Origin of the sequence: Enterococcus sp. BWB1-3 (assembly GCF_016745275.1) — a bacterium.
In the GTDB taxonomy this organism is placed as follows: domain Bacteria; phylum Bacillota; class Bacilli; order Lactobacillales; family Enterococcaceae; genus Enterococcus_L.
Genome location: NZ_JADOEP010000050.1, coordinates 1 through 6,081, shown reverse-complemented (window position 1 = coordinate 6,081; position 6,081 = coordinate 1). Strand labels below are relative to the sequence as shown.

7 protein-coding genes are annotated in these 6,081 nt (G+C 33.4%); 6 read left to right on the top strand and 1 reads right to left on the bottom strand.

The annotated features are described in order from the left end of the window. Nucleotides 1-213: 213 nt before the first annotated feature. Nucleotides 214-636 (bottom strand): transposase, encoded by a 423-nt coding sequence (locus IW492_RS17620; protein ID WP_202069390.1) that lies wholly within the window; start codon nt 634-636, stop codon nt 214-216. A gap of 414 nt (nt 637-1,050) precedes the next feature. Here IW492_RS17620 and IW492_RS17615 point away from each other — a divergent pair, with 414 nt between their 5' ends. The 6 genes from IW492_RS17615 to IW492_RS17590 all read left to right on the top strand — a co-directional run bounded on the left by IW492_RS17615 (nt 1,051) and on the right by IW492_RS17590 (nt 6,007). After that, nucleotides 1,051-1,248 (top strand): class II bacteriocin, encoded by a 198-nt coding sequence (locus IW492_RS17615; protein ID WP_202069389.1) that lies wholly within the window; start codon nt 1,051-1,053, stop codon nt 1,246-1,248. 51 nt (nt 1,249-1,299) lie between these two features. Further along, nucleotides 1,300-1,560, top strand: coding sequence for a bacteriocin immunity protein (locus IW492_RS17610; RefSeq protein ID WP_202069392.1), 261 nt, complete (start codon nt 1,300-1,302; stop codon nt 1,558-1,560). A gap of 104 nt (nt 1,561-1,664) precedes the next feature. Next, nucleotides 1,665-1,811, top strand: a complete 147-nt coding sequence (locus IW492_RS17605; protein ID WP_202069388.1) for an EntF family bacteriocin induction factor — start codon at nt 1,665-1,667, stop codon at nt 1,809-1,811. A gap of 38 nt (nt 1,812-1,849) precedes the next feature. After that, entirely contained in the window at nt 1,850-3,133 is a 1,284-nt protein-coding gene (locus tag IW492_RS17600) for a GHKL domain-containing protein (RefSeq protein WP_229441161.1), read from the top strand. Between the two features lie 14 nt (nt 3,134-3,147). Further along, a complete protein-coding gene (locus IW492_RS17595) occupies nt 3,148-3,900 on the top strand; it encodes a response regulator transcription factor (protein ID WP_202069387.1) in 753 nt (250 codons plus the stop codon). Nucleotides 3,901-4,960: 1,060 nt separating this feature from the next. After that, the gene (locus IW492_RS17590; protein ID WP_202069386.1) at nt 4,961-6,007 is read left to right on the top strand and encodes an IS30 family transposase; all 1,047 of its coding nucleotides are present in this window, start codon (nt 4,961-4,963) and stop codon (nt 6,005-6,007) included. Nucleotides 6,008-6,081 lie beyond the last annotated feature (74 nt).

The window sequence follows — 6,081 nt, the reverse complement described above, 5'->3', positions numbered from 1 at the left end:
TAGTTTGGGCGCTTCAAAGAAACCTGACTTTTGGTCGTTTTAAAGACAGGTTTCACTGTAGACATTTCAGGTAAATTCATGGTACTCATTAAACGATAGACTCGACCAATACTTAATAGAAATGCCATAGTCACGTAGAAGCATACGTCTTACTTTTGCAGGACCTACTCGTTTTTTAGAAGTCGTATAGATTTCTAAAATGATCGTTCTTAATTATTGATTCTCTGCTATTCTAGGAGCTATTTTTCCAGAAAAACGTTTGTAGTAAGTCGAGCGATTGACTTTAAGAACCCTGCAGAGAGTGACAACAGAGTGCTCATGTCGTAGAATACGAATCGCGCTTAATCGTTTGTTGAGTGTGGCGTGAATATGGCAATCGCTTTTTTTTAGGATTAGATTTTCTTCCTCCAATTGGAGATTTCTTTTCTGAAGTTGTTTAATCTGACGAGCCGTGAGGATCGTATCGTCATCGATTTTAACTTCAGAATATTGTTTCACCCATCGAGCGACAGAAGATAGGGCAATACCATATTCTTTAGCTAATACGTTTTGTGATTTTCCACTTTCATAAAGTTTTACGATTGATTTTTTAAATTCCTCGTCAAACTTTCGCTTTGTTTTACGTTTGTCTACCATGATCAAAAGTCCTTTCTTAAATAGTGTCTAATTTATTAATAGTATAGCAAAAAAGCTGTCTACTTTATTAGCATACATGCACAAGTGGTCGTATTCATTATGTGACACAAGATATGAATTAACCCGATCATTACTTGTTGTTTGGAGAAGAAAAAACAAATGATGTGACTCGTTTTATGTTGATTCAACTTAAGATGGATCAACAGGTGAAAAAGATTGATGCAATTAAGGTTTATTATGTACGAAGTGCGTTTTGAAAAAATGTAGAAGAATATATCTAGTTTATATACTTAAAAATGTTTAAATTTTTTATTCAGGAATTATTTTACTGTGTTTCAAGAAGGACTTGTTTTTTGAATTCTAATGAATGCTAAAATGATGGCCTAAAAACATTAATTTAGGAGTGATTAGATTATGAAACATTTAAAACCATCGTCTATTAAAGAGACACAACTTATCTATGGAAGAACAACTCATAGTGGAAAGTACTATGGAAATGGAGTTTATTGCGCTAAAAATAAATGTACAGTCGATTGGGTCAAGGCAACTACTTGTATTGCAGGAATGTCCATAGGTGGTTTTTTAGGTGGAGCAATTCCAGGGAAGTGCTAAAATAAAAAAAATGCTAAATAACTTGTTCATGAATTATATAATGAACTCTCGATAAGTAAAGATCCTAAATATTCTGATATTCTTGAGGTTTTAAAAAAGGTATATTTAAAATTAGAAAAACAAAAATATGAATTAGATCCCAGTCCTTTAATAAATAGATTGGTAAATTATTTATACTTTACTGCTTATACTAATAAAATAAGATTTACTGAATATCAAAAGGAATTAATAAAAAATTTGAGAAAAATCGGAAGAACTGCTGGTATAAATGATGTATATCGAGCAGATTATGGAGATAAATCTCAGTTTTAATTGTACTAATAATATTAAAGCTGTCTCAAAATTTTTTAATTAGAAAAATAGGTATATTGAATCAGCGCTATAAAAGGTATTTATATTTTTTAGGGGGAATCATAATGGATAAAAAAAATAGACTGAATACTAAACAGTGTTCAGATCAAGAGCTAAAAAAAATTAAAGGAGGGAATAAATCTGGAAAGCAAGGAATACCAATGTCAAATTTAGCACAGTGTGTCTTTACACTATTTAAAAAGTGTAGTTAATAATTTTTTATGTTATTCTATGATCAGGAGGTGTTCTCTTGATTACTATCGATACAAAGGCTTACTTATTGAGAATGTTTGTGGGCAATTGTTTCTTTTTTCTTTTGTACTATATGATTGATCCCAGTCTTAATAAGAAAAAATACTTGCTTATGTGCTTATTGTTACCTCTTACTTTTTTTGTTGAATTATTTACTGATATTTCTGAAGTTCTACCTATAATTGGAGGTTACTTTATATTAAAAGAAAAAAATAAAAGTAATATAGTACTTTTGAATAAATTACTTTTGTGTATGCTTACCTATGATTCTATATCCCTAGTTAGTTCATTAACTATGACCTCTATATTTTCATTTGAAGGAATAAAGGGATATGGCTATGTTTTGTTTCAAATAATGCTCGATTGTTTATTATTATTGATTTTTATTTTTCTATACAGGAAATTAGATATAAGCAAGATTGTTGAACAGTACAGTTCTAAGATTACTGCTATATTCATGATTTATTTACTTACAATTGGTTTATTTGTTTCATATGTTGCTCATCAATATCAAGTATTTGATCATTTTGTGTTTGGTGTCTTAGTATTTTTAATCATTCAAATGTTTGTTGTTCTGTTTTTATTTATTAGAATAACCATTAGGCAACGAGAACAATATGAACAGCAATTGAAAAGAAAAGAATTGGTTTATCTGAAAAAATATACTGACTCACTGGAAAAAGACCAAGAAAAATTTGCTAAATTTAGACATGACTATAAAAATCTATTGTTGAGTTTAAAGGAAATTGCCAATCAAAATCATGATTCACTATTAGAAAAGGAAATAAAAGAATTAGAAATCTATTCTAATTATTATCTAACCAATAAGTTTGAATATCGTTATTTAAAGAATATAAAAAATGATTATTTGAAAAGTTTGTTTATAGCGAAGCTATACCAAGCAAATAATAATAAAATTTGTTGTAAATTCGAATGTCCAAGTACTATTGTTGAAGTTCCTGTTCCAATATTCGACTGTATTAGGGTACTTGGAATTATTCTTGATAATGCAATTGAAGCATCTACAGAGAGTCAAGATAGAGAACTGTCTCTGGCTATTTACCGAGATGATAAACAGATAGAAATTTCGATATCGAATAGTTGTAAAGAGTTACTACTCTCTATAGATACTCTAATGAAAAAAGGAATAACAACAAAAAAGGGACATCAAGGGTTAGGATTATCTAGTATAGAGGAAATCAATAAAAAGAATCCCAATATGTTTGTGAACTATCAAAACGATCCGTATCAATTTGCTACTCAAGTTATTTTGTTATTTTGAGGGAAGGAGGATCTATGAGTTATCCAATAATATTATGTGAAGATCAAATTGTACAATTAAATCAGTTAGAACGAATTATTGATAATTTCATTCTTTTTCACGATGAAGTATTTAAGATAGTATTGAAAACGCAAAGTCCGTTAGAAGTTAAGAAATATCTCAAACAATTCCGACCAAAGCAAGGAATATATTTTTTAGATATTGATTTAAATCATGAAATTGATGGTATAGAATTAGCAGAAGTAATCAGAAAATATGATGTTCAAGCAAAAATCATTTTTACAACTACACATGATGAGATGTTACCCGTAACGATAAAAAGAAGAGTTGAAACGTTAGGATTTGTAACAAAAGATCAAACACTAGATGAGTATCGAAACGAGATTGTTGAGTTATTGTTATTAGCTCAAAAAAGGATAGATGCGACAAAACAGGTTACGAATCAAGCATTTGTTTTTTCCATAGGTTCTCAAACATTTACTTTTGATATAAATGAAATTTATTTTGTAGAAGCTTCAAAATTACCACATAGATTGTCATTGTGTACTAAAGAAGGGCAGTACGAATTTTATGGAAAAATTAGTGAGTTTGAAAAGAAATATCCTATGTTAACAAGAATTAGTCGAGCGTGTTTAGTAAATATCTTTAACGTTAAAGAAATAGATTTTAAAAAACGTTCACTATATTTTGATTCAGAGTTGGTCAGAAACTTTTCTTTAGGGAAAGCGCAAAAAATTAAGGAGAAGTTGAAGGAAAATACTGTGTAGTAATTTTTCTTCAGGGATAGGAGATATGGAGTACAGAAATAAAAATCTACTGTTAGGCGAGTTTAATATAAACCTTGAAGTAACCGAGAATATAATATTAACTGTGTAAGTAGTCACTAATCCTAACCATGTGGGCGCTTCACAGTTTTTCTTTCGCCTTTTATCATTTTAAGTTTTTCAGAATACAGTGGCTTTTTTTTTATTGATTGTTGTTTCATAGTCAACATTCTCTCTTTAATAATGAATGTAGTATGTCATAGTTTTAAATTTAAAATGGAAGGTATTCCTGAACGAGGCATTTTAACCAGATAACTTGTTTAGGAAGAAAATCTTAGGGTTCAGGAAAGACTTTACTGTTAACCAAATACGTATGTTACAGTAACACCCTGGTAAAATATTATTTAAAGGAGCGTGTTTAAACATGCAAAATGTTAAGGAGTTGACTATTAAAGAAATACAATAAGTTTCTGGAGGTGGTTGGCAAACAATGTCTTTTACACCTAATTCGGATAACCCGTAGGAGCAAGTTCCTGCATGCCGCCCAGACATGCGACGAGCATTCGAAGAAGCGTAGGAGCAAAGCCCCTCCATGCTTCGAGGATCGGAACGAAGTCCTTCAATTCTTAATGGCTCTGCCGTTTAGAAATTGATGAGATCGAAAGGAAGTGTAGTGTAGTGAGAACCGTAGACGCAGAAAAACGGCTACAGCGTAATGTTTTGTCTCGAGAATCGTTAGACTCGTAGAGACAGCAGTTCTGGAAATAAATCACTATGATTGACTTGTCAGAGTAGATGATGCATGATACCTACCTGGTTCTTGAGACAGCACACTTCTGCTCCTGCGGTTACTCGTCGCATGGAGAAGCATTGTCACAACTTCCTTATAAAAATAGTATTGGGAATTTGTAGATTTACTATTCACTGAATTAGATTATTTTATAATGCTTCTGAAACGCAAATTTTATAATCAAGTTAGCCACCTAAAAAATAAAAAAACATCCTAGTGAAAAATCGTGTATTATTGAGGTTCCAACACCAATCAATAAGGAGACTTTTCACTATGACTTATACACATTCTACTATAGAACGCAGGAAAGGAAAACACCTAACTTCCATTGAACGGGGAAAAATCGCCGGCTGGCTGGAAGAAGCTCTTTCTCATGGTGAAATAGCTCGTCGAATCGGTGTTAATCGGCAGACCATCAGTAACGAACTTGCTCGTGGAACGGTTGAACAGGTGCGCAAAGTCAATGGGATTAAGCACTTCTCTATGAAGTACGACCCGGAATTCGCTCAGAACCGCTATGAAATCAAGCGACAGAACTGCCACCGTCCCTGCAAATTTGTCCAAGTACGATCTTTTTTAGCCTACTTCGTTAAGTTATTCAAAACGGCGGACTATGCACCGGATGTCGTTGTCGGCACCACCAAACGTACCGGACTGTTTTCTCCTGAAGAGATGGTTTGTACAACCACCTTATACAAGTACATTGATGCCCAGCTTTTAGAAGTCAGAAACATCGATTTAAACTGTCAGGTCAGCCGAAAACGTACCAAGAAATACACCCGTAAAAATAAGAAAGTGTTGGGTCAAAGTATTGAAGAACGGCCTGCCCACATTGAAGAGCGTCAAGAGTTCGGTCATTTTGAAATCGATACAGTCATCGGAAAGCGTGGAGGGGCTGAAACGACTCTGCTTACGTTAACTGAGCGCAAAAGTCGTTTTGAGATCATCCGGCTCATTGACGGTAAAGACGCTGACTCTGTGGCCTATGGTATCCGACAGCTAATCAAAGAGTACGGCAGCCGTTCCTTCAAACGACTCTTCAAAACAATTACTTCAGAGTTCACCACACTGGCTGCCACATTGAAAGGTTACTGTGAAGTCTATTTTACGCACCCCTATACTTCTTGTGAACGAGGGACGAATGAGAATCATAATCGCATGATTCGCCGAAAGATCCCAAAGTATGAGAGCCTGGAACAGTATGGGCGTAAAGACATTCAACGGATAGAAGATGGTATGAATGACTTACCAAGAAGAATTTTAGGGTATCAAACCCCCAGACAACAATTTGAACAAGAAGCTTTTATAGTTGTGAGTTGATTTGACAGTGAGCCTCTTGGAATGTGGCTTAAGTCTGGGAAGTCTGGCGGATACCAGACTGTCCTGATCAGACT

What these genes read in the sequence shown, in the direction of transcription:
- IW492_RS17615 (WP_202069389.1), top strand. Translation starts at nt 1,051, where the DNA reads ATGAAACATTTAAAACCATCGTCTATTAAAGAGACACAACTTATCTAT.
- IW492_RS17605 (WP_202069388.1), top strand. Translation starts at nt 1,665, where the DNA reads ATGGATAAAAAAAATAGACTGAATACTAAACAGTGTTCAGATCAAGAG.
- IW492_RS17590 (WP_202069386.1), top strand. Translation starts at nt 4,961, where the DNA reads ATGACTTATACACATTCTACTATAGAACGCAGGAAAGGAAAACACCTA.
- IW492_RS17620 (WP_202069390.1), bottom strand. Translation starts at nt 636, where the DNA reads ATGGTAGACAAACGTAAAACAAAGCGAAAGTTTGACGAGGAATTTAAA.
- IW492_RS17595 (WP_202069387.1), top strand. Translation starts at nt 3,148, where the DNA reads ATGAGTTATCCAATAATATTATGTGAAGATCAAATTGTACAATTAAAT.